The sequence below is a fragment of the Cupriavidus sp. JZ107 genome (assembly GCF_053903255.1).
The window spans coordinates 1,788,428-1,809,313 of record NZ_CP096481.1; the positions used below are offsets into that span (position 1 = coordinate 1,788,428).

General features: G+C 69.4%; 21 protein-coding genes. 13 read left to right on the forward strand and 8 right to left on the reverse strand.

The window, feature by feature from the left end; translation table 11 throughout:
• Window positions 1-109 precede the first annotated feature (109 nt).
• Window positions 110-883, forward strand: coding sequence for an SDR family NAD(P)-dependent oxidoreductase (locus M1D55_RS17485; RefSeq protein WP_006577494.1), 774 nt, complete (start codon window positions 110-112; stop codon window positions 881-883).
• A gap of 46 nt (window positions 884-929) precedes the next feature.
• On the opposite strand, the gene M1D55_RS17490 is transcribed toward M1D55_RS17485, so the two are convergent.
• From M1D55_RS17490 to M1D55_RS17525, 8 genes are all read right to left on the reverse strand, one after another.
• The gene (locus M1D55_RS17490) at window positions 930-1,316 is read right to left on the reverse strand and encodes a hypothetical protein (protein ID WP_456281412.1); all 387 of its coding nucleotides are present in this window, start codon (window positions 1,314-1,316) and stop codon (window positions 930-932) included.
• Window positions 1,317-1,387: 71 nt separating this feature from the next.
• Window positions 1,388-4,492: an efflux RND transporter permease subunit gene (locus M1D55_RS17495; RefSeq protein WP_456281413.1), complete on the reverse strand. Its 3,105-nt coding sequence runs from the start codon at window positions 4,490-4,492 to the stop codon at window positions 1,388-1,390.
• A gap of 8 nt (window positions 4,493-4,500) precedes the next feature.
• Window positions 4,501-5,673, reverse strand: coding sequence for an efflux RND transporter periplasmic adaptor subunit (locus M1D55_RS17500; protein WP_456281414.1), 1,173 nt, complete (start codon window positions 5,671-5,673; stop codon window positions 4,501-4,503).
• An 18-nt stretch (window positions 5,674-5,691) separates the two neighbouring features.
• Entirely contained in the window at window positions 5,692-6,264 is a 573-nt protein-coding gene (locus tag M1D55_RS17505; RefSeq protein ID WP_456281415.1) for a hypothetical protein, read from the reverse strand.
• Complete coding sequence (locus tag M1D55_RS17510; protein ID WP_456281416.1) at window positions 6,261-7,301, reverse strand: TolC family protein; 1,041 nt, start codon at window positions 7,299-7,301, stop codon at window positions 6,261-6,263. The genes M1D55_RS17505 and M1D55_RS17510 overlap by 4 nt, the downstream gene beginning before the upstream one ends.
• A 276-nt stretch (window positions 7,302-7,577) precedes the next feature.
• Window positions 7,578-7,931 (reverse strand): hypothetical protein, encoded by a 354-nt coding sequence (locus M1D55_RS17515; RefSeq protein WP_456281417.1) that lies wholly within the window; start codon window positions 7,929-7,931, stop codon window positions 7,578-7,580.
• Between the two features lie 62 nt (window positions 7,932-7,993).
• Window positions 7,994-8,365 (reverse strand): hypothetical protein, encoded by a 372-nt coding sequence (locus tag M1D55_RS17520; protein WP_370646771.1) that lies wholly within the window; start codon window positions 8,363-8,365, stop codon window positions 7,994-7,996.
• Between the two features lie 19 nt (window positions 8,366-8,384).
• Entirely contained in the window at window positions 8,385-8,555 is a 171-nt protein-coding gene (locus M1D55_RS17525; protein ID WP_023263859.1) for a hypothetical protein, read from the reverse strand.
• 204 nt (window positions 8,556-8,759) lie between these two features.
• Here M1D55_RS17525 and M1D55_RS17530 point away from each other — a divergent pair, with 204 nt between their 5' ends.
• The 12 genes from M1D55_RS17530 to M1D55_RS17585 all read left to right on the forward strand — a co-directional run bounded on the left by M1D55_RS17530 (window position 8,760) and on the right by M1D55_RS17585 (window position 20,837).
• A complete protein-coding gene (locus tag M1D55_RS17530) occupies window positions 8,760-9,269 on the forward strand; it encodes a hemerythrin domain-containing protein (RefSeq protein ID WP_456281418.1) in 510 nt (169 codons plus the stop codon).
• 112 nt (window positions 9,270-9,381) lie between these two features.
• Window positions 9,382-10,113, forward strand: a complete 732-nt coding sequence (locus M1D55_RS17535) for a TetR/AcrR family transcriptional regulator (RefSeq protein ID WP_456281419.1) — start codon at window positions 9,382-9,384, stop codon at window positions 10,111-10,113.
• A gap of 119 nt (window positions 10,114-10,232) precedes the next feature.
• Window positions 10,233-11,225, forward strand: coding sequence for a Bug family tripartite tricarboxylate transporter substrate binding protein (locus M1D55_RS17540; RefSeq protein WP_456281420.1), 993 nt, complete (start codon window positions 10,233-10,235; stop codon window positions 11,223-11,225).
• On the forward strand, window positions 11,222-11,623 hold the full coding sequence (locus tag M1D55_RS17545; RefSeq protein ID WP_456281421.1) for a Zn-ribbon domain-containing OB-fold protein: 402 nt from the start codon (window positions 11,222-11,224) through the stop codon (window positions 11,621-11,623). Before M1D55_RS17540 ends, M1D55_RS17545 begins: the two co-directional genes overlap by 4 nt.
• Window positions 11,623-12,774, forward strand: coding sequence for a thiolase family protein (locus M1D55_RS17550; RefSeq protein WP_456281422.1), 1,152 nt, complete (start codon window positions 11,623-11,625; stop codon window positions 12,772-12,774). The genes M1D55_RS17545 and M1D55_RS17550 overlap by 1 nt, the downstream gene beginning before the upstream one ends.
• A 36-nt stretch (window positions 12,775-12,810) precedes the next feature.
• Window positions 12,811-13,602 carry an enoyl-CoA hydratase/isomerase family protein gene (locus M1D55_RS17555; RefSeq protein WP_232205610.1) on the forward strand — a complete coding sequence of 264 codons (792 nt, stop codon included), beginning with the start codon at window positions 12,811-12,813 and terminating at the stop codon, window positions 13,600-13,602.
• A gap of 47 nt (window positions 13,603-13,649) precedes the next feature.
• Window positions 13,650-14,462, forward strand: coding sequence for an SDR family NAD(P)-dependent oxidoreductase (locus M1D55_RS17560; protein WP_456281423.1), 813 nt, complete (start codon window positions 13,650-13,652; stop codon window positions 14,460-14,462).
• Between the two features lie 12 nt (window positions 14,463-14,474).
• Window positions 14,475-15,530 carry an NAD(P)H-dependent flavin oxidoreductase gene (locus tag M1D55_RS17565; protein WP_456281424.1) on the forward strand — a complete coding sequence of 352 codons (1,056 nt, stop codon included), beginning with the start codon at window positions 14,475-14,477 and terminating at the stop codon, window positions 15,528-15,530.
• A 12-nt stretch (window positions 15,531-15,542) separates the two neighbouring features.
• Entirely contained in the window at window positions 15,543-17,081 is a 1,539-nt protein-coding gene (locus M1D55_RS17570; protein WP_456281425.1) for an AMP-binding protein, read from the forward strand.
• 17 nt (window positions 17,082-17,098) lie between these two features.
• Window positions 17,099-18,307, forward strand: a complete 1,209-nt coding sequence (locus M1D55_RS17575) for an iron-containing alcohol dehydrogenase family protein (protein ID WP_456281426.1) — start codon at window positions 17,099-17,101, stop codon at window positions 18,305-18,307.
• Between the two features lie 28 nt (window positions 18,308-18,335).
• The gene (locus M1D55_RS17580) at window positions 18,336-19,805 is read left to right on the forward strand and encodes an aldehyde dehydrogenase family protein (protein WP_232205606.1); all 1,470 of its coding nucleotides are present in this window, start codon (window positions 18,336-18,338) and stop codon (window positions 19,803-19,805) included.
• A gap of 42 nt (window positions 19,806-19,847) precedes the next feature.
• On the forward strand, window positions 19,848-20,837 hold the full coding sequence (locus M1D55_RS17585) for a Bug family tripartite tricarboxylate transporter substrate binding protein (RefSeq protein WP_456281427.1): 990 nt from the start codon (window positions 19,848-19,850) through the stop codon (window positions 20,835-20,837).
• Window positions 20,838-20,886: the final 49 nt, after the last annotated feature.

The following is a 20,886-nucleotide window of genomic DNA, read 5'->3' on the forward strand; positions in this document are numbered from 1 at the left end:
CGGTCGCGCTAAATCGGCCAAGAATTCGCTTCAGTTCAGCGCCGCCGGCAGGCGCCCCCGCGCGGGCTGCGAGCCAGCCGGCTCGATAGCTTTTCTTGGAGATCCCAGAATGGACAAGCAATTCAACGGCAGCAAGCTGCTGGTGGTCGGCGGCACCAGCGGCATCGGCCTGCAGACGGCCCGCATGGTCCTCGCCGGCGGCGGCAGCGCAGTCATCGTCGGCCACCGGCCCGAGAAGACCGAAGACGCGCGCAAGGAACTGGCGGCGCTCGGCCCCGTGTCGGCGCTGACGGCGGACCTGAGCAGCGATGAAGGCCTCGCCACGCTGCTGCGGGCGATCGACGAGCAGCACGCCGATGTCGATCTGCTGGTCAATGCGGCCGGCGTGTTCTTCCCCAAGCCCTTCCTCGAACATCGGGAAGCGGACTACGACCAGTACATGAAGCTGAACAAGGCGTTCTTCTTCATCACGCAGAAGGTCGCGGCCAATCTGGTTGCCGCTGAACGTCCCGGCGCCATCGTCAATATCGGCTCGATGTGGGCAAAGCAGGCCATCGCCGCCACGCCGTCGTCGGCGTACTCGATGGCCAAGGCCGGCCTGCACTCGCTGACGCAGCACCTGGCCATGGAGCTGGCGCCCAACGGCATTCGCGTCAATGCGGTGTCGCCCGCGGTGGTGCAGACGCCGATCTACGAAGGTTTCATCCCGAAGGCCGAGGTCCACAGCGCGATGCAGGGCTTCAACGGCTTCCACCCGATCGGCCGCGTCGGCACGCCGCAGGATGTCGCCGAGGTGATCGCCTTCCTGCTGTCGGACAAGGCGGGCTGGGTCACCGGCGCAATCTGGGACGTCGACGGCGGCGTGATGGCCGGCCGCAACTGATCCACGACAGCACGCCGACCCGCGCCTCTGCCGGGACCGCTGCAGCCTACTTGACCACGAACCGCACGGTCACGGTCTTGCCGTCGGCGAAGGTGACCTTCGCCACGGCCTTGGCACCGCGCGCCAGCACGACCTTGTCGGCGGCCACCAGCACGTTGTCCCGCGCCGGCTGGAGCGCGGTTTCGCTCTTGCGCGCGCCATTTAGCACCGTCAGCTTGCCGCTCGCCCCGGCCACGGCCTTCTTGCGGCCGTGATCGTCGACATGAAGGCTGACCCTGCCGTCCTTTTCCACCAGCTCGAACTGCAGGTCGCTGGCGGTCTGGACGATGCCGCCATATTGGGCCGGTGTCGCGTCGTGGGCGATCACGGCACCCGGCAGCGTGCCGAGCGAGATGCCGATGGCAGCCAGTGCCGCCCCAATGCGTGGGTTCATGCCGTTCTCCTGAAAAGGAATGACCGACGGCGCGCGCGCCGTCGTGTCGTGTCGTGTCGTGTCGTGTCGTGTCAAAACGCTTCCGTACCCGCCTGGGCAACCAGACGCTCGATCGGTTCCCGCCCGAACAACCAGACCGCCAGCGGCGTCAACACCGTGTCGAGCAGCGTCGAGCTGATCAGGCCACCAAAAATCACCACCGCCACCGGATGCAGGATCTCCTTGCCGGGCGCATCGGCCGCAAGCAGCAGCGGCGTCAGCGCGAACGCGGCGACCAGCGCGGTCATCAGCACCGGCGTCAGCCGTTCCAGCGAGCCGCGGACGATCATCGGCATGCCGAACGGCTCGCCTTCGAGCCGGCACAGATTGATGTAGTGGCTGACCTTCAGGATGCCGTTTCGGCTCGCGATGCCGGTCAGCGTGATGAAGCCGACCATCGAGGCGACCGATAGCGCGAGCCCGGTCGCCCATATCGCGACGACGCTGCCGATCAGCGCGAACGGGATATTGGCCATCACGATCAGCGACAGCCGGTGCGAGCGGTAACGCGAATACAGCACCAGATAGATCAGCGCCAGCGACATCGCGGCCAGCAGCGCGATCAGCCGGGTTGCCTGCTCTTGCGCCTGGAACTGTCCCTCGATGCCGACGAAGTACCCGCCGGGCAGGCTCGCGCCCGTGACGGCACCCCGCACGCCCTCGATCACGCGGCCCATGTCGGTGCCGTCGGTGTTCGCATAGACGACGATGCGCCGCCGGCCGTTCTCGCGGCCGATCTGATTGGGACCATCGCCCTGCTCCACCGATGCGATGGCGGCAAGCGGTATCGGTCCGCGCGGCGACTGCAGCATGACGCGGGCCAGGTCCTGTGGCGTGCGCCCGGTATCGGGCAGGCGCACGACCACATCGTGGCGCCTGACGCCATCGATCAGCTGGGCGACGCGCGTGCCCTCGGACAGCGTCTGCATCGCGGCGAGCGCGTCGCCGGGCGTGATCCCATACTGGGCCGCCTTGCGATGGTCGAGCCGGACATTGACCTGCGGAATCCATACCTGCCGCTCGACCGTGATGTCGACCAGACCGGGCACCCGCGACAGGCGGGCTCGAATCGACTCCGCGACGCCGCGCAGCGTATCGACGTCGTCACCATGGATCTTCAGCGCGATCTGCGCGCGCACGCCCGACAGCAGATGGTCCAGCCGGTGCGAGATCGGCTGGCCGATCGCGACCGACGCCGGCAGCGAGGCGAGCTGCGTCCGAATGGCCGCCATCACCTGCTCGCGGCCCCGCGCGGACGGCTTCAGGTCGACATCGATCTCGGACGAGTGCACGCCCTCGGCATGCTCGTCCAGTTCGGCGCGCCCGGTCCGACGGCCCACCTGCGCGACCTCCGGCACCTGCCGGATCAGCGCTTCGGCCAGTGCTCCCATCCGGTTCGCCTCGGCCAGCGAGGTGCCCGGCTGGAACATCAGCGACAGCACCAGCGAGCCCTCGTTGAACGGCGGCAGGAACGCACGCGGCATCCACGGCACCGACGCCGCCGCGATCAGGGCGACGATGCCGGCCGCCGCCAGCACGGCGCGCGCGCGGGGCAACGACCACTCGAGCACGCGCGAGTCCAGCGCCTTCAGCCAGCGCACCAGCGGACTGTCCGGCCGCTCCAGCCGCTTGATGCCGGGCAGCAGGTAATACGACAGCACCGGCGTGACCGTCATCGACACCAGCATCGAGGCCAGGATCGACACGATATAGGCGACGCCCAGCGGCGCGAACAGCCGGCCCTCGATGCCCGGCAAGGCGAACAGCGGCACGAACACCAGCACCACGATCAGCGTCGCGTAGACGATGCCGGATCGCACCTCCACCGAGGCGCGCCAGATCACCTCCAGCACCGAAGGCGGATCGTTCGCCCGCTCGCGCTGCCGAAGCCGGCGCAGGATGTTCTCGACATCGACCACCGCATCGTCCACCAGTTCGCCGATGGCGATGGCCAGTCCGCCCAGCGTCATCACATTGATCGACTGGTCCAGCAGATGGAACGCCAGGGCGGTCACCGCCAGCGACAGCGGAATCGCGATCAGCGAAATGGCGGTCGTGCGTGCGCTCAACAGAAAGGCGAACAGCACGATGGCGACCATGATCGCGCCATCGCGCAGCGCCTCCACCACGTTGCCGATCGATGCCTCGATAAAGTCGGCCTGACGGAACAGCACGCGCGGCGCCTCCAACCCCTTCGGCATGCCGGGCCTGAGCTCGGACAACGCCGCCTCCAGTTGGCGCGTCAGCTTGACGGTGTCGGCGGCCGGTTGCTTCTGCACGCTGACGATCACCGCGGGCTTGCCGTTGAAACCCGCGTCGCCGCGCTTGACCGCGGCCGCGTACCGAACCGTGGCAACCTGCTGCAGCAGCACCGGCGCACCGTCCCGGTAGGCCACCGCGAGGCCGGCCACATCGTCCACGCGCGTGGTACGGCCCAGATTGCGGATCAGGTATTCCTGGCCATTCAAGTCGAGGAAACCGCCGCTGCTGTTGGCGGCGAAGTCGCGCAAGGCGTCGGTCAGCTGGCGAAGCGATACCCCGAACTGCGCCATCCTGGCGGTGTCCGGCTCGACGCGCAGCTGCCGTACCTCGCCGCCGATCGGAATCACCTGCGACACGCCGGGGACCGACAGCAGGCGCGGCCGCAACACGAAGTCGGCGTACTCGCGCGCCGCCATCGGGCTGACCGCCGCCGCATCGATCGGCAGCGCGATCAGCATGATCTCGCCCATGATCGACGAGACCGGTCCCATGATCGGCGTCAATCCGCCCGGCAATTGCTCGCGCACCAGCGCAAGCCGCTCCGATACGAGTTGCCGGTTCCGGTACACGTCGCTGCCCCAGTCGAACTCGGCATAGACGATCGACAGGCCAACGCCGGAGACCGAGCGCACCCGCGTCACACCGGGCATGCCGTTGAGCGCCGTTTCGATCGGGAACGACACCAGCAGCTCCACCTCCTGCGGCGCCATGCCACCCGCTTCGGTGATGACGGTGACCAGCGGCTTGTCCAGGTCCGGGAACACATCGACCGGCGTACGCCAGGCCGTCACGGCGCCGCAGACCATCAGGATTGCCGCCAGCGCCAATACGAGCAGGCGGTTGCCCAGGCTCGCTCGAACGATCCAGTCGAACATGTCCGCCCCTACCGGATCTGGTTGATCCAGGCCGCGCCCTGCACCACCACGCGGTTCTCCGGCGACAGGCCCTGGACCACCACGACGCGGCGGGCATCGAGGACGCGAACCTGTACCGGCTGCGCGATAAAGCGCTGCGTCCCGGACTTGACCCAGACGATCGTCTCGTTGTTCGTGCCGCGCACGACGGCCTCGCTCGGCAACGCGATGCCCTTGATGGTGTCGGTCAGATGAGCCACCACGGTGACGGGCTGGCCAACCGCCAGCGGCACGGCCGACCCGCCGGCGAGCCGGAACGTCAGCGGCACCGCGCCATTGCGCAGGCTGCGCCCCGCTCCGACGAACTGCAGGGCCCCGCCGTCGACGTTGGCCAGCGCACCGTCCCGGATCCGCATGGCCAGCGATGCGTCGGCGCTTTGCGCCTCGATCAGCAGCCGCGCCGGATCGACGATCTCGTAGAGCACGTCCGATCCCTCGACGTACTGGCCGGCGATCGCGTTGGCCGACGCAACGATGCCGCCGACCGGAGCGCGCAGCGCATCGGTCCGATGCAGGCTGGCGGCCACCGCGGCACGTTGGCCCGACAGGCTCTGGACTTCGGCCCGCGCGGCTTCGATGTCCTTGCGCGGAATGCTGTCGCGCAGCGATTCCAGGCGTTGCAGCCGTTGCCGCGCCAGCTTCAGGTTGGCCTCCAGGTTGGCGAACTGTGCCTGCTGATTGCCGATATCGAACGGCTCATGCTTGTGCCGCAACACCGCGAGCACCTGGCCCTTGCCGACGCGCTGGCCCAGCACCGGAAAGCCGCCCGCCGGCGCCTCGATCCAGCCGGGGTGCCCCGCCTGCAGGCGACCGCCGGCGTTCGGGTCGATCGCCACCGTGCCGTTGAGCTCGACGGCAAGCGGGTGATCGCCGGCCTGCGGCATCAGCGTACGGATGCCCATGCGCCGCTGCGCCAGTTTGGACACCTGCACGCTGCCATCCGGCAGCCGTGCCAGCCCTGCCGCCGGCGGGCCGGCGACCGGTCCGTCGAGATGCTGGCCATCGGGCCCATGGGCGCCCGGCGCGGCAGAGGCCGGGCCGTTGGCATCGATGGCACCGATCAGCGCAACCAGCGCAACCAGTGCTACCCGTGCAATGCGCGCGAAGGCCACCGGCGTCCGGAACGAAGTCTTGTTCATCATCGGGTCGTCCTTGTCGCTTCACGCCGACGGATGGCGCGGGATCGGATGGTTCCGGCGGTTCCGCCGGAACCGGCGGATCGCCATGACGAGCGCGGCCGCGCCTGCCACGGCCAGCGCGGCCCAGCCCGCAACGGTCCGATCCATGTGATCGTGGTCGTCGCCCGTTGCGGCCACGGCAAGGCGACCCTCGATCAGGTCCGAATCGGTCCCCGTCATCAGGGTGAAGACCAGGGGATGCTCGCCGGGGCGGCGCAGGGCCGCGAGCAGCGCCGGATCGGTGAACGAAAAGTCGCCAAGGTCCGCGTGCAGTTTCGCCGTCGCCTTGACGTCGCCGGCTTCGACCTCCAGCGTGCCCTCCGTGACGGGCTCGTTGGTCGCGTAGCGATCGACCAGCACAGACAGCTCGTCGTCGAGCAGCGTACCGACCAGCTCGAACGTCTCGGTACTGGCCTCGACAGTGGGCGCAACGGCCGCGTTGGCCTGGGCGGCCGGCGCATCCAGGTGTTGTCCGTCCGGACCATGCGCGCCGGGACCGGCCTGCGCGACGCCGCAGACCCATGCCAGCAGAACGAGAACGAGACAACGGTTCATGGCAACACTCCAAGGGACTGGTTCAGTCGCGCGATGGCAAGGCCCCGACGCGCACGCTGGCGTGCGGCTTCGGCCTCGGCTTCCAGCGCCTGGTTTTGTGCGCGCAGCACTTCGGGCAGCCCGATCTCGCCGGCGTCGAAGGTCTTGCGCAGCAGCTGCGCCCGCTCGGCCAGCATCGCGCTGCGCTGCTCGGCCAGGGACAGCTGCTCGTCGGCCAGCGTCAGCGCCTGCCGCGCGGCATCCGTCTCGGACCGCACCACGCGTTCGGTTCGGTCGCGTTCGGCGATCGCCGTCGCGACGTCGGTGTGCGCCGCGGTTTCGCGCGGCAGATTGCGCGCGTCGGTCGCGAACGGGATGCGCACAAACACGCCGACGGTGTGGTCGGAAGGCAAGCCGCCGCCTGCCGCATCGCGCCGGTAGGAGACGCCCACCTCCGGTGCGTCGCGCCGGGATTTCCGCAGGTAGCCCAGCTGCCGCTGCGCCCTCAGCAGCGCAGTGTCCGCCGCCGCCATTGCGGGATGGGTCATCGCGGCCTGCGGCGAGGCGGGCCGCTCTTCGTATCGCGAAGGCAGCGCCGCTACGCCGGTCAGCTGGAACAACTGCGTCGCCAGCTGGTTCAGCCGCGACTGTCCCTCGGTCACCAGCGCACGCGTGGCGAGCAGATCCTGGTCCGCCAGCAACAGATCGGTGCGGGCCAGGTCGCCGGCATCGACCCGGCGCGCCACATCGTCGCGCAGCGATGTCGCGACCGCCACGCGGCGGCGCAACACCTGCTGCTCGGCGGTGGCGGCCGCCAGTTCCCAGACACGCTCGCGCAGGTCACCGGCCAGCACCAGTTGCGCCAGGCTTGCGCGGGCGTCGGCCTCCGCCATCTGCGCATCGGCCAGCTCGCCGCGCGCGGCACGCTGGCCCGGCATCCAGATCGGCACGCCAAGCGAGACCTCGCTCTCGCGCACGCCCCGGCGATCGGCCAGGCGATCACCGCGATGCCGCAGTTCGGCCACCGGCGGGCCGGCAATCCAGGCGTCGGCCTGCACGCGGCTGGCGGCCGCCTCCCCCCGCCGACCTTCGGCGGCCTGCAGCGCGACCGAATGCGCCCACGCGGCTTCGAACAGCGCGTGCAGGTCGGCAGGCGCGGCCTGGCCTGCCGGCGCCTGCGCACAGGCAATGCGCGCCAGCACGACGGCTGTTGCAATGAACAGCAATATCTTCTGCATGAAACACCCCAACGCAACGAAAGCGGATCGACGATGCGACGGGGTGCCGCGCCAGTGCCGGCGCGGCGCAGACATGGAACGAACGCTTCCCCGCCGTCAGGCGGCGGCGTGAGGCGGACGTAAAGGCGGACTGCTGAAGGGACTGGGAATGGGCCCAGGAAGGAATGACGGCGTCAGGTAGCGCGGCGGCACCAGCGGTACCGAAAACGCGAGGCCGACGGTGCCGTACAGGCCGGACGCGAAATCGAAGTCCAGCTGATGCGATGCCGAGGCCGTCGAGTCGTCCTCGTGCATCGCACCGTCCTCGTCGTGATGGTGCGGCACATGCTCGGCATGCGCGACCATGTGCTCGAGCATGGCCTCGGAGGCGTGCGCGAACTGCCGGTCCACCGCGCCCATGGCCTGCAGCGGCAGCAACAGCATCAGGAGGATGGCAACGACGCGCGACATGGCCGGGATTCTACCGGAATCGTGGCCGGCGCCCTGGAATCGCGCCGGCGGCGCTGGCGGGATCACGGTGGCGAATCGTCGGCGGAAACGGCGGAAAGCAGCCGCGCCGCCGTCTCCTCGTCGAGATCGAGCCGGTACTTTGTCGCCAGGTAGCGCGCCAGATTGGCAATGCGAGATGGCGTCCTTCCCGCGGCTTCCAGCTGCGCACGGTAGGCCTCGACCTCGCAGGCCTGCCGATAGGCCTTTGACAGCAGATAGCGCGGCCCGTGGGTGAACGGCCGGCGCCAGAACTGGCGCACATGAACCAGCTCATGCGCGATCAGCCCGGCCGAAACGCCCGGCCGAAGCAGCACGATCGGGCCCAGACTGATGCCGTCGAAATGCCGTGGGACCAGCCAGCGGCTCTCGAGCAGCAGGCACCTGGGATTGCGCAACGCCTTCATCGCCAAAGGATCAGCCTTGCGGACCGGGCCCCGAGTCGTGATCCAGTGCATTGCGGATCAGGGCCCTGCCCTTCGGCGGCGCCGCCAGGTACGCCAGATACATCGAAGCGGCCAGCGCGAGCCCGGCCACGGCAAAGGCGATGAACGTCGTGCCGGCGATGCCAAGTTTTCCATCGGACATGGTGGTCTCCAGAGAGTCACTAAAGTGGTCGAACCGCAGCGCAATCCCTTGACGCCAAGCAAGCCCTGCGCCACCGCTGGAATGGCCGGACACGTGCGGTGCGAGCCGAACCGGCCGGTAAAGATTGCCCGCCCGCCCCCGGAAGGGCGCTTGGACCATGGCGTCCAGACGGCGCCCACCCGACGGCGCGATAATGGGCGCGCCATGCTGCCCAATACGACCACCATTCCTTCATTCGATTCCCCGATCGAACTGCTGATCGCCTGCCACGACAAGGTCAGGCGTTTTGCCTCGCTGTGCGGCCGCCTGGCCGAGCACACCGCCCGGCATGGCGCGGACGACCAGGCGCGCACGGCGGCGGCCGGCATCGTACGGTACTTCACCGTTGCCGCGCCCTTGCACCATGACGATGAGGAACAGGACCTGTTCCCCGCCCTTCGCGCGCTCGGCGACGAGGCGCTGACGTCGGCGATGCGGGCCCTGGAGGTTGACCACGACGCGCTCGACGCGCTGTGGAACCAGGCCCGGCCGTGGCTGGAGGCCGTGCAGCAGGGATCGGCCGGCGCGGCGCCGCAAGCGCTAGCGCAGTTCGCCGCCGCTTACCTGCGTCATGTCGAACGCGAGGAGCACGAAATCTTTCCCTTCGCGACCCGGCTGCCGGAGTCGACCTTGCAGGCGATCGGGCAACGGATGGCGCAGCGCCGCGGCGGTTAAGGACGCCCGGCCCTCAGACAGAAAACTTGCGGTACGCCCAGCAAGTATCTGCGGGTATACGCCTAACATCGTTAACTTGCGGTACGTACCGATCGTAAATACACTGGCTCGCATGCCCAAGACACTTGCCACCCTCCCCGGCTCCCAGGCCGATTCGTCTGGAGCGGAAAGCCGCGCGCTGCCCGATGGCGCTGAGGCGGTACCGATCAAACGCCCGCGCCGCACGCAGGCCGAGCGCGTCGCCGAGTCCGACCGCCGGCTGATGGCCGCGGCGACGCGGCTGATCGCGACCCGCGGCTACACGCACACGACGCTGGAAGCGACCGGCATCGAAGCCGGATATAGCCGCGGCCTGGTGCAGCACCGCTTCGGCACCAAGGACCGGTTGCTCGAAGAGCTGGTCAAGCATATTGCGAACGCCCACCGCGAACGCCTGCTGGCACGGATGCAGGGCTTGACCGGCCTGGACGCGATCTTCTGCGAGATCGATTGCTACCTCGAAGGCATGGACGATCCGTCCGAAAACTCTCGCGCCTTCTTCGTGCTGATGCTCGAGTCGATCGGCCCGGCCCCGCAGGTCCGACCGACCTTCGCCGCGATCAGCGCGCGCTGGCACCGTGCGATCACTCGCCATATCGAAGCCGGCCAGCGCACCGGGCAGATTCGCCCCGATATCGTCGCCTCGGAAGAAGCGCAGCTGTTGATCGCGACGGTGCGCGGACTGCGAATGCAGTCGATGCTCAATCCGACCACCAGCAATATCGCGGTTGCGATCCGGGCGCTGAAGGACAACCTGCGCGCGCGCCTGGTGCGCCCCGCAAAGCCTGCCGAAGCGCCCGAGTAGCCGGCGCGTTCCCCTTGCCGTTCCCACGCCGACTGCGCGCCGATCCATGATGCGACGCGGCCGGACCGCGCTCGCCCGTACAACGACAACAACACCAAAAAATACAGGAGACAAGGCCCATGTCACATCGCTGGTTCCAGGCTGGCACCGCGGCCGTTGCAGCGGCCTGTGCCGCCGTCTTCGCCGCCGCGGCCGCGCCCGCCCATGCCGCCGACTTTCCCGGCAAGCCGGTCCGGCTGGTGGTCGGCTTCCCGCCGGGCGGGGCGTCGGACATCGTCGCGCGGCTGCTGCAGCCCCATTTGCAGAAGGATCTCGGCCAGCCGGTCGTCATCGAGAACCGCCCCGGCGCCAACGGCAACATTGCCAACGAAGTGGTGGCGCGCGCCGAACCGGACGGCTACACGCTGCTGCTCGGCAATCCGGGGCCGCTGGTGCTGAACCCCTTCCTCTACAAGCGGGTGCCGATCGACCCGGTCAAGGCCTTCGTGCCGGTCACCCAGCTGACCGAAAGCCCGATGGTCGTCGTGGTCCCGGCGAACTCGCCATTCCGATCGATGGGCGACCTGCTGGGCAGGGCACGCCAGCAACCCGGCAAGCTGAGCTACGGCTCGGCTGGCAACGGCAGCTCGATGCATGTCGCCGGCGCGACGCTGCAGGTGCGGCTGAACACGCCACTGATCCACGTTCCGTACAAGGGCAGCGGCCCGGCGCTGAACGATCTGTTGGCCGGCCAGCTCGATTTCATGGCGGACAGCCGCTCCACCACGCTGCCGCTGATTCGCGACGGCCGGCTGCGCGCGCTGGCGGTGACCGGCGGCCGGCGTGTGGCGGACCTGCCGGACGTGCCCACCGTCGCCGAGGCCGGCGTCCCGAACTTCGACGTGACCACCTGGCTCGGCATCGTCGCGCCGGCCGGCACGCCGGCGCCGATCGTGCAGCGGCTGCACGCCGCGTTCGCCGGCGCATTGAAGCAACCGTCGGTGCAGGCCCGCCTCGCGGAGCTGGGCACCGGCATCAAGGCCAGCACGCCGGCGGAATTCGCCAGGGCACTGGATGCCGAACGCAGCAACGCGCGCCAGCTGGTGCGCGACTCCGGAATGTCGATCGAATGAACGCAAGCTCCTCCATGGACGGCCGGCCGTCCACCCTGCAGGCCGCGCGCTGCAGTCACTGCCACGGCTACAGCTACCCCGCGAACGTGCCCGGATGCCGCCATTGCGGCGCCCCGGCCGAAGCGCTCGACGCGGTCGATTGCATGGGCCCGGTCCCGCTGCGCGACGTGATCACCGTGCATGCACCGCTCGCCCCCGGACTCGCCGTGCCCGCGATCATCGGCGAGGTCGAGCTGTGCCCGGGCCTGGTCGAAGAGGTCCGCATCGACGCCGAGCACGAGAGCGCGGTACCGCCGGGCACGCCGGTGCGGCCGGTGTGGGTCGACGACGAGAACGGCGGTGGCTGGATCTTTCGCGCGGCAAGCGCGGAAGCGGTGCCGCTGCAGGAGAACGTGTGATGGGCCGCCCAACCTCGCTGCTGCAGCAACGACCGGTTTACGTGATCGGCATCGGCATGCACCCGTACCAGTTTCCGAGCGAGACGCCCTACCCGCAGCTGGGCCTGCGCGCGGTGCGCGAGGCGCTGGCCGATGCGGGGCTGGCATGGGCGCAGGTGCAGAGCGCCTTCGTCGGGACGGCGGCGCTGGGCATGGCAGCCGGCCGAGTGATGCTGCGCCACTTGGGCTCGACCGGGCTCGAGGTGGCGCAGGTCGAGAATGCGTCGGCCTCCGGCTCGACCGCCTTCCGTCTGGCCTGCCTGCAGGTGGCCTCCGGGGAACGCGATGTCGTGCTCGCCGTCGGCGTCGACAAGTTTGGCGACGGCCGGCGCGCCGTGCTGAAGGACGGCCTGCCGCCATTGAGCCCGACCGCCAACGTGCCCCTGGTCAAATTCGCGCTGCTGGCACGCCGGGCCATGCGCGAAGGCGGCTTGCACATCGAGGATCTGGCGGCGGTCGCGGTCAAGAACCATGGCAACGCCGCGCGCAATCCGTATGCGCAATTCCGCAAGCCAAGGACCATCGAGCAGGTCCTGAACTCGCCGCGCATCGCCGGCGACCTGACGGCCATGCAATGCTGCCCGCGTGGCGAAGGGGCTGCGGCGGCAATCGTCGTGTCGGAACAGGCCATGCGCGAACTGGGGCTGGATCGCTCCCGCGCGGTGCGCGTGCTGTCGTCGGTGGCCAGCAGCGAGGAACTGGTCGACGACGCACCGGCGCTGGTCGAACTGGTGCGCAAGTCCGCCGCCCAGGCGCTGGATCACGCCGGCATCGGGCCGCGCGAGCTCGACATCGTCGAACTGCATGACGCCTTCACGATCGAGGAGCTGCTGTACAGCGAGGCGATCGGCGTCTGCGAGGCCGGCGAAGGGCCAGCGTTCCTGGCCCGCGGCGGCTCGCAGATCGGCGGCCAGTGCGCGGTCAATCCGTCCGGGGGCCTGATCGGCATGGGCCATCCCCTCGGACCGACCGGCATCGGCCAGGTCGCCGAAATCACGCGCCAGCTGCGCGGCGAGGCCGGCGACCGCCAGCACCCCGGCGCGCGCCTGGCGCTTGCCCACATGATCGGCCTCGGCTCGGTGGCCGTCGCCCATGTGCTGTCGCGCGGCTGAGCCGCTTCTCTCACCGACCAGCGAGCCACATTGAACATGGACTACTCCACCCTGCTCTACGACACGCGCGACGGCGTCGCGCTGATCCAGCTGAACCGGCCCGAACGGATGAACGCGATCGGCGGAAACATGAAGGCCGAACTGGCGCATGCGCTGTTCGAGCGCGCCCGTGGCGACGACACGGTGCGCTGCGTCGTGATCACCGGCGCCGGCGACAAGGCCTTCTGCGCGGGCGCGGACATCAAGGAACGCGCCGATCGCGTCGTGCCCCAGGCCGAATATCACCTGCTGCAGAAGGCCACGCACGAACTGTTCCGCGCGCTCGAGCAATTCGAGAAGCCCGTGATCGCCGCGATCAACGGCGTGGCGCTCGGCGGCGGCCTCGAGATCGCGCTCTGCTGCGACGTGCGCATCGCCGCCCAAGGCGTGCGGCTAGGCCTGCCCGAAGCGCGCATCGGCGTGTTGCCCGCGGCCGGCGGCACGCAGCGCCTGCCGCGGCTGGTCGGTGTCGGCATCGCCAAGGAGTTGATGCTGACCGGGGACCATATCGACGCCGAGCGAGCGCTGACGATCGGGCTGGTCAACCACGTGGTGCCGCCCGATGCGCTGTTGCCGACGGCACTGGCGATGGCCGGACGCATGGCCGCCAACGCGCCGCTGGCGCTGCGCTACGTCAAGCATGCGATCGACCTCGGCATGCAGGTGGGTATCGACGCCGGCCTGGAATACGAGCGCTACGCCGCGGCACTGGTGGTCTCCAGCGAGGACCGCAGGGAAGGCATGCGCGCCTTCATCGAGAAGCGCAAGCCGGTGTTCCGCGGACGCTAGGCCGCGCCATCGCAACTGTCCAACGACAACGAGAAAAAGGCATCGACATGGATCTGAATCTGCAAGGCAAGGTGGCGTTCGTCACCGGGGGCGGCCAGGGCGTCGGCAGGCGCATCTGCCTGGATCTGGCGGCCGAGGGCGCCCGCGTCGCGGTCAACGACCTGTTCGCCGAACGGGCGCGGGCGGTGGTCGCCGAGATCGAGGCCGCCGGCGGCCGCGGCTTTGCCGCCGTGGCCGACATCACGCGCGAAGACGACATCAACACGGCCATCGCGGCCGCGCAGGAGACACTGGGCCCGATCGACATCCTCGTCAACAACGCCGGCGTGCTGGTCGAGCGGCGCGAGAAAGGCGGCGCCGCACCAATGTTCATCGACACCACGCCCGAGGCCTGGGAGCGCATCGTCGCGCTCAACGTGTTCGGCATGATGCATTGCTGCCGCGCGGTGCTGCCCGGCATGAAGGCGCGCCGCTACGGCAAGATCGTCAACATCATGTCCGAAGCCGGCCGGGCCGGCGAAGGCCGGCTGGCGGTGTACTCGGGCGCGAAGGCCGCGATGCTCGGCTTCGCCAAGGCGATCGCGCAGGAGCATGGGCGCGACTGCATCAACGTCAATGTGGTGGCGCTGGGCGCGGTGTCGCACGAGGGCATCAAGGAAGGCGCCTTGCATCCCGATGCGACGCCCGAGAACAACGAGCGCCTGGCCAGGATGTTGAACGCCTACCCCATCGGCCGCGGCCTGCAGCGGCTGGCGCGTCCCGAGGACGTATCGGGCATGGTGTGCCTGCTGGCCTCCGACCGCGCCGCCTACATCACAGGCCAGAGCATCGGCGTCAGCGGCGGCTTTGTAATGCTCTGAGCTGCCGCCATCATGACGAGCCCTCGCGCCGACGACAGCGCTTCCCCATCGTTCCGCACACGGATCACGGAGCGCTTCAGCATCCGTCATCCGATCCTTGCCGGCGGGCTGATGTGGCTGTCGGACGCGCGCTACGTCGCCGCCCATGTCGACGCCGGCACGATGGCATTCCTGACGCCGCGCTCGTTCGACGGACTGGCGGCCTATCGCGCCGCGCTGCGCGACTGCAAGGCGCTGACGCGGGGACTGCCGTTCGGCGTCAACCTGACGCAATCGCGCCGCGCGGACGCCAATCGCCTGGTCCCTGCCTGGCTCGACATCGCGCTGGAAGAAGGCGTGCGGCACTTCGAGACGGTGGGTGCCTCGCCGGGGCCGCTGTTCGAGCGGATTCACGCCGGCGGCGGGCTGGCGATCCACAAATGCGCCTTTGTCGAACACGCGCTGAAGGCGGAGCAGGCCGGCGCCGATGCCGTCGCGCTGGTCGGGGCCGAAGCCGGCGGTCATCCGGGGACCAACGAGCTGTCCGCCTTCACGCTCGGGGCACTCGCGCTCGAGCGCCTGCGCGTGCCGCTGGCGATCGGCGGCGGCATCGGCGATGGCCGGCAGATTGCCGCGGCGCTCGCGCTCGGCGCCGATGCGGTGCTGATGGGAACCCGCTTCCTGACCTGCGAAGAGGCCTGGGCGCACGACGGGTACAAGCGCCACCTCGCCGCGCAGCCGGCGCAGTCTTCCACGCTGGCGCTGCGCAGCACCGGGCATCCGTGGCGCGTGCTGGACAACGCCACGGTGCGCGAGACGCGGCGGCTCGAAGCGGACGGCGCGCACCGCTACGAAGACTTCGGCGCGCTGGCGACCGGCAAGCTTGGGCGCGATCACGGCTACCGGCACGGCGACTGGGACACTGGCCTGTTGTCGATGGGGCCTGCGATCGGCTTTGCCAATGCGATCGAGCCGGTGACCGCGACCGTCGAGCGGCTGATGGCGCAGGCAAGCGGCGCCGCGCGGCGGCTGCAGTCGCTGTCCGCACCGCCGCCGCCGCCCGCCAATGCCAACGCCACTACAACCTGACAGCGATACCTCATGCAAGCCAACCTGACCATCCACTTCGGCGAGCGCCGTATCGATTCGCCAACGCTGCAGGACCGTGCGGCGCGCGCGGCTAGCGGTTTCGCCGAGCTGGGGCTGCGGCCCGGCGATGCCGTCGCGGTGATGCTGCGCAACGATATTCCGTACCTCGAGCTGATCGTCGCGCTCGACCGACTGGGCGTCCATCTGGTCGCGATCAACTGGCACTTCCAGGTCGAGGAGGCGGCCTTCATCCTGCGCGACAGCGGCGCGAAGGCCTTCGTCGTCCATGCGGACCTGCTGCCCGGCATCGCGAGCGGCGTACCGGACGGCATGCCGCTGCTGGTCGTGCCGACGCCGCCGGAGATCGTCGCCGCCTACCGCCTGCCCGAACCGCCCCCCGGTTTGCCCGACGGCGCGCGGTGCTGGAACGAATGGCGGGATCGCTTCGCCCCGTCGACGGCCGATCGCGTGCCCTCGGTCGGCAGCATGCTTTACACATCGGGCACAACCGGCCGACCGAAGGGCGTGATGCGGCTGCCAGGCACGCCGGCCCAGCATCAGGGCTCACTGCGCATCCGCTCGATCGCCAGCGCCGCGCGCCCCGGCATGCGCTGCGCCGTAGTCGGTCCGCTATATCACGCCGGCCCCAACGCCGCCGCGCGCGTGGCGCTCGAACTGGCACAGGACATCGTGGTGCTGCCTCGCTTCGACGCCGAGCAGCTGCTGCAGACGATCGAACGCCATCGGATCACGCATCTGTCGCTGGTGCCGATCATGCTGGTCCGGCTGTTGAAGCTGCCGGAGGCGGTGCGTGGCGCCTACGACGTGTCGTCGCTGGAGAACGTGACGCACGGCGGCTCGCCCTGCGCACCGGAGGTGCGGCGCGCGATGATCGCGTGGTGGGGACCGATCGTCAACGAAACCTATGGCTCGACCGAAGCGGGCCTGATCACCTTCGTGACGGCGGCCGAATGGCTGGCGCGGCCCGGAACTGCGGGACGGCCGTTTCCCGGCACGTCGATCCGCATCCTCGACGAGGCGGGCCGCGAACTGCCGCCCGGCGAAGTCGGCGAGATCTATGTCGATACCGGCGACAACGCCCTGCCCTTCACCTATCGCCACAACGAGGCCCAGCGCCGCGCGATCGAGCGCGATGGCTACATCACCAATGGCGATGTCGGCTATCTCGATGCCGACGGCTATCTGTTCATCACCGACCGCAAGCGCGACATGATCATCTCCGGTGGGGTCAATATCTATCCGGCCGAGATCGAGCACGCGCTGGTCGCCGATCCGCAGGTCGCCGACTGCGCGGTGTTCGGCGTCCCCGATGCCGAATTCGGCGAAGCGGTGGCCGCCGCGGTGGTACGCGCGCCGGGCAGCACGATCGACGCGTCCCATGTGCGCGGCTGGCTGCGCCAACGCGTGGCCGGCTACAAGGTACCGCGCCACGTCGAGTTCCACGACGCATTGCCGCGCGACAGCATGGGCAAGGTCTTCAAGAACCGGCTGCGCGCGCCGCACTGGGAACGCATCGGACGGAAGATCTGATGCGCGACGCCATGCCAATGCCCGCCGCCTCCTTCTTCGGCACGACGCCAGGACACTTCGGCACGCGCTGGCCCGGCGAGGCGGTGTTCGGCGCGGGGTGCGTGGATCGGCTGCCGCAATGGGCCCGTCGTGAGGGCGTGCACCGCCCGCTGCTGCTCAGCGATGCGGGACTGGCGGCCACGGGGCTGCTCACCCGCGTCGCGGACGACCTGCGCCGGGCCGGCATCGATCCGGTATGTCACGACGATGTCGCCGCGAACCCGTCGGCAGCTCATGTCCATGCGGCCGCGCGGCGCTGGCGCGAGCACCACTGCGATGGGCTGATCGCGCTCGGCGGCGGCAGCGTGATCGATGTCGGCAAGGTACTCGCCGCCGTGCTGGCCAGCGACGCGCCGCTGGCCGACCTCCTGCAGCGCGGCGACGCCGCGCTGTCCGGGCCCGTGCCGCCGTTTGCCGCGGTGCCGACCACCGCCGGCACCGGCAGCGAGAGCACCGTCGCGGCGCTGATCAAGGACGAGGCCGGACGCAAGCACGTGATGCGAAGCCATCGCTGCCGCCCGCAGTGGATTGCGCTGGACCCGCTGCTGACGCTGACCGTGCCGCGGGCGGTCACCGCCAGCACGGGCTTCGACGTACTGATGCACGCGCTCGGCGCGGCAACAAACTGCGCCAGCCATCCGATTGGCGAAGCGCTGGCGATCGACGCGCTGCGCCGGACCGTCTCCGCCCTGCCCGCCGTCCTGGCCTGTCCCGACGACGAGTCGGCGCGCGCCGACATGCTGCTGGCCAGCTATCTCGCCGGCGTGGCAATGAGCCTGCGCGGCGTCGATGGCATCCACGGCCTGTGCACGCCGCTCGAGGCGATCGTCGACGCACCGCATGCGCATGTGCTGGCGGTGGTCTGCGAGCCGCTGATGCGTTTCAACATGGCGGCGATGGCCGATCGCTATGCCGCGGCGGCACGAACCTGCGGCCTCGCAGCGCCGCAGCTGTCCACCGTGCGGCAAGCCACGGCGCTGATCGACAAGGTGTGCGAACTGCGCGACCTCGCCGGTCTGCCGCGCTCGCTCGATGCGCTCGGCGACGTTCCGGCCGACCTCGGCGCCGTTCATGCCGCGGCGGCCAACAACGCATCGGCGCGCCTGAACGGGCGGCCGCTGTCGGACGACGACATCGCCGCGCTCTATGCCGCGATGCGCGGCGAGCTCGACGTGCCGCTCGGCTGACCCCCGCCTCCATCCATCGAGATTCGCCATGCAACCGACCTCCGTGCTGCGCACCGGCATCTACCCCCTTCTGATCGACGGTGCCGAACGGCAAGCCGCCAGCGGCGCCAGCTTTGCCGTGGGCAATCCGTCGAACGGCCGCACGCTGGCGCATGTCGCACAGGCCGGCGTCGAGGACGTCGACGCTGCGGTGCGCGCCGCCCGGCACGCGTTCGACCACCATTGGCGCAAGACCTCGGCGCGCGAGCGCAGCCGCCTGTTGCGCAAGCTCGCGCAGGCGCTGGACGCAAGGCGCGAACAGCTGGCGTGGCTGGAAACGTGGAACGTCGGCCGGCCGATCACCACGACGCGCGCGTCGCTGTTGACCATGCTGGACGGCATCGACTACGTCGCCGGCGTATCGCAGGGCATCGGCGGACAGACGCTGAACGTTGCCGATACCTCGGTGATCAACTTCACGCTGCGCGAGCCGTTTGGCGTGGTCGCGCTGATCCTGCCCTGGAACTATCCGCTGACGCTGACCATCAGCAAGCTGATGCCGGTGCTGGCGGCCGGCAACACGGCGGTGATCAAGGCGTCGGAGGTCACGCCGCTGTCCACCGTGGAGCTCGGCGCAGCCATCCTCGAGGCCGGCTTTCCGCCCGGGGTCATCAACATCGTCCACGGCCCCGGCGCGACCATCGGGCAGGCGCTGGTCGACCATCCGCTGGTCGAGAAGGTCTCGTTCACCGGCGGCACCGCGACCGGCAAGGCGATCTACCGCAGCGCCGCCGAACGGATCAAGCGCGTGACGCTGGAACTGGGCGGCAAGTCGCCGCTGATCGTGTTCGACGATGCCGACCTCGACGCGGCGGTCGGCGTCGCACTGCAGGACATCACCCGCAATACCGGCCAGATCTGCATCGCCTGCACGCGGCTGCTGGTCCAGCATGACATCGCCGACGCCTTCGCCGACAAGCTGCGCGCCGCTTGCGCTGGCGTGCGCATCGGCCTGCCGGACGATCCCGCCACCGAGATGGGGCCGCTGGTCAGCCGCGCGCAGTTCGATCGCGTCAACGGCTATCTGGCCATCGGCCGCGACGAAGGCGCGTCGCCCGTCGCGATGGCCGAACTTGGCGACCGGGCCGAGCTGCGCGACGGCTATTTCGTGGCGCCCATGCTGTTTGCCACCGCGGACAACGGCATGCGCATCGCGCAGGAGGAAATCTTCGGGCCCGCGCAGGCGTTGATCCGCTTCGGCGATGAAGAGGAGGCGGTGCGCCTGGCCAACGACAGCCGGTTCGGTCTGGCGGGCGTGGTCTATACACGCGATGCGGGCCGCGCCATGCGCCTGTGCCAGGCGCTGCAGATCGGCAATCTGGCGATCAACAATCCGATCAAGGCGACGGTCGACGCCCCCTTCGGCGGATACAAGGAATCGGGGCTCGGCAAGGAGCGTGGCATCGACGCGATCCTGGAGAACACGCAGGTCAAGAACGTGCGGTTCTCGATGCGGTAGCGGCGACTTGCCACGAACACAAAACTATCCAGGAGACAGACCATGAAACGCTTCGCTGGCGTGCTGCTTGCGTTCGCCGCTGCCGGTTTGTGGGCCGCGCCGCCCGCGTCGCCCGCATCTGCTGCATCGCCGACGGACTTTCCCAGCCGGCCGATCCGCATGATCGTCGGCTTCGCGGCCGGGGGCGTCACCGATATCACCGCGCGCCAGATCGCCACCGAAATGGGCGAGCTGCTCGGCCAGCCGGTAGTGGTCGACAACCGCACCGGCGCCGGCGGCAATATCGCGACGGCGGAGCTCAGCCGCGCCAGGCCGGACGGCTACACGCTGATGCTGGCCTCGCCGGGCCAGCTGGTCGTCAATCCGCTGACGCAGAAGTCGCTCGGCTTCGATCCGAACACCCGCTTCTCGCTGATCAGCCTGGTCAACGAAAGCCCCTTCGTCTTCCTGGTGCCGGCCACGTCGAAGTTCCGCACTGTCCAGGACCTGGTCGCCTGGGGCAAGGCCCATCCGCGCGAACTGAGCTTCGGCTCGCCCGGCATCGGCACCACGATGCATATCGCCGGCGAGATGCTGAAGGTAGCCGCGGGCATCGACGCCGTGCACGTGCCCTATCGCGGCGGCGCGCAGGCGACCAACGACCTGATCGCCGGCCGGGTCGATTTCATGATCGACAGCCTCGGCTCCGTCTCGCAGGCGGTGCAGTCCGGACAGCTGAAGGTGCTGGCCACCGCGGCACCGTCCCGGCTGCCGCAATTCCCGAATCTGCCAACGCTCGCGGAGACCTATCCGAACCTGGTGGCCTCGTCGTGGCTCGGCGTCGTCGGACCGCCCGGCCTGTCGCCCGAGATTGTCGCGGTGCTGGCCAAGGCCGTCGAACGCGGCTCGCGGGCGCCCCGCTACGTAGAGACCATCGAACGACGCGGCAGCCGCCTGGCCGCCCCCGGCCCGGCGGCCTTTGCCAGTCACCTCGACAAGGAGCGCGAGCGGGTCGGACGCACCATCGTTCGGGCCGGGATCAAGCTGGACTGACCAATAAGGAGCGGCCCGGGCCCGGAGGACGTGGGTTGCGTCCATTGCA

Excerpts from the sequence above, each read along its gene's own strand:
- M1D55_RS17550 (WP_456281422.1), top strand. The coding sequence starts at position 11,623 with ATGGGCCGCCCAACCTCGCTGCTGCAGCAACGACCGGTTTACGTGATC.
- M1D55_RS17580 (WP_232205606.1), top strand. The coding sequence starts at position 18,336 with ATGCAACCGACCTCCGTGCTGCGCACCGGCATCTACCCCCTTCTGATC.
- M1D55_RS17565 (WP_456281424.1), top strand. The coding sequence starts at position 14,475 with ATGACGAGCCCTCGCGCCGACGACAGCGCTTCCCCATCGTTCCGCACA.
- M1D55_RS17530 (WP_456281418.1), top strand. The coding sequence starts at position 8,760 with ATGCTGCCCAATACGACCACCATTCCTTCATTCGATTCCCCGATCGAA.
- M1D55_RS17490 (WP_456281412.1), bottom strand. The coding sequence starts at position 1,316 with ATGAACCCACGCATTGGGGCGGCACTGGCTGCCATCGGCATCTCGCTC.
- M1D55_RS17575 (WP_456281426.1), top strand. The coding sequence starts at position 17,099 with ATGCCCGCCGCCTCCTTCTTCGGCACGACGCCAGGACACTTCGGCACG.
- M1D55_RS17585 (WP_456281427.1), top strand. The coding sequence starts at position 19,848 with ATGAAACGCTTCGCTGGCGTGCTGCTTGCGTTCGCCGCTGCCGGTTTG.
- M1D55_RS17515 (WP_456281417.1), bottom strand. The coding sequence starts at position 7,931 with ATGTCGCGCGTCGTTGCCATCCTCCTGATGCTGTTGCTGCCGCTGCAG.
- M1D55_RS17525 (WP_023263859.1), bottom strand. The coding sequence starts at position 8,555 with ATGTCCGATGGAAAACTTGGCATCGCCGGCACGACGTTCATCGCCTTT.
- M1D55_RS17485 (WP_006577494.1), top strand. The coding sequence starts at position 110 with ATGGACAAGCAATTCAACGGCAGCAAGCTGCTGGTGGTCGGCGGCACC.
- M1D55_RS17540 (WP_456281420.1), top strand. The coding sequence starts at position 10,233 with ATGTCACATCGCTGGTTCCAGGCTGGCACCGCGGCCGTTGCAGCGGCC.
- M1D55_RS17560 (WP_456281423.1), top strand. The coding sequence starts at position 13,650 with ATGGATCTGAATCTGCAAGGCAAGGTGGCGTTCGTCACCGGGGGCGGC.
- M1D55_RS17555 (WP_232205610.1), top strand. The coding sequence starts at position 12,811 with ATGGACTACTCCACCCTGCTCTACGACACGCGCGACGGCGTCGCGCTG.
- M1D55_RS17535 (WP_456281419.1), top strand. The coding sequence starts at position 9,382 with ATGCCCAAGACACTTGCCACCCTCCCCGGCTCCCAGGCCGATTCGTCT.
- M1D55_RS17505 (WP_456281415.1), bottom strand. The coding sequence starts at position 6,264 with ATGAACCGTTGTCTCGTTCTCGTTCTGCTGGCATGGGTCTGCGGCGTC.
- M1D55_RS17500 (WP_456281414.1), bottom strand. The coding sequence starts at position 5,673 with ATGATGAACAAGACTTCGTTCCGGACGCCGGTGGCCTTCGCGCGCATT.
- M1D55_RS17495 (WP_456281413.1), bottom strand. The coding sequence starts at position 4,492 with ATGTTCGACTGGATCGTTCGAGCGAGCCTGGGCAACCGCCTGCTCGTA.
- M1D55_RS17570 (WP_456281425.1), top strand. The coding sequence starts at position 15,543 with ATGCAAGCCAACCTGACCATCCACTTCGGCGAGCGCCGTATCGATTCG.
- M1D55_RS17545 (WP_456281421.1), top strand. The coding sequence starts at position 11,222 with ATGAACGCAAGCTCCTCCATGGACGGCCGGCCGTCCACCCTGCAGGCC.